A 1129-nucleotide genomic window follows, 5' to 3' on the forward strand; every position below is an offset into this window, starting at 1 on the left:
AAAAAAGAATAATTTTTTTTGAAGTGCATGAAGATATGTGATCCAATATATTTTCGACATTATAAGGGTTCACCATCATGCACTTGACTGAATTATTACATAAAACTTTTGCGAATAAACTACCTGAAGTTCATAAAACTCGGTTAAAAAGTTTAATGCTTATTTGTGAAAGTACCATTAGGCATAATAAGCTGTATTTAACAGGTCTAGGAAGATCCATTTCGAATAATAATAAAGAGTGTAGTAACATTCAAAAAGTAGACCGTCTTTTAGGAAATGGCCCCCTCCAAGGAGAGCGAAACTCTTTTTATAAGGTGATGATTTCATCAATCATCCAAGAAAATATGCGGCCTTGGATCCACATCGACTGGAGTTGTATTAACCCTGTAACCAATCTTTATGTTTTACGCGCAAGTGTTTCTATGCCTGGACGCGCTATAGTAGTTTATGAGAGATGTTATCCTAAAAAACAAGAAAACAATCACGCAACTCATAAAACATTTTTAAATGAATTAAAAACGCTACTCCCTCAACACGCTAAGCCTGTCATTGTTACTGATGCTGGATTTCGCGCAATATGGTTTGCTCATATTCTTCAATTAGGCTGGGATTTTGTAGGACGATTACGAAATAAAAATGCAATTTGCATGGATAATACATCGGACTGGTGTTTAAGTTCGACTTACTTGAATCAAGCTACTACAAAACCCTCTTATTTTGGATTTGGACGTTTAACCGAGAAAGGCAAAGTACCTGTTCATTTTGTTTTATATAAGCAAAAAGCTAAAAATAGAACGTCCCTCACACTCGATAAAAAAAGAAAAAAAACGGGTGGCATGGCGGTTCGATATTCTAAAGCCCATAAAGAGCCTTGGTTTCTGGTTACTTCTATGAAGGAAGCATCCACTAACCCTAATCTTATTTGTACTATCTATCGCCAACGAATGCGAATTGAAGAAAATTTTAGAGACACTAAATGTCCCCATTATGGCCTAGGACTTAAAGACAGTCTAACTAAATGCCCTCATCGAATGAATATTCTTCTTCTCATTGCAGCTATTGCTCTATTTACCGCTTGGCTTGCTGGACTTTACACCAAATCAATCGGAAAAGCCTCTGATTTCCAAGC

The 1129-nt window shown here is 36.1% G+C and carries 1 protein-coding gene; it reads left to right on the top strand.

What is annotated here, in order from left to right:
* Window positions 1–77: 77 nt before the first annotated feature.
* The coding region (locus tag ELY20_RS16710; protein WP_127059521.1) for an IS4 family transposase at window positions 78–1129 on the top strand (1052 nt) is incomplete at its 3' end.

Origin of the sequence: Legionella qingyii, assembly GCF_003990155.1 — a bacterium.
Taxonomy (GTDB): Bacteria; Pseudomonadota; Gammaproteobacteria; order Legionellales; family Legionellaceae; genus Legionella; species Legionella qingyii.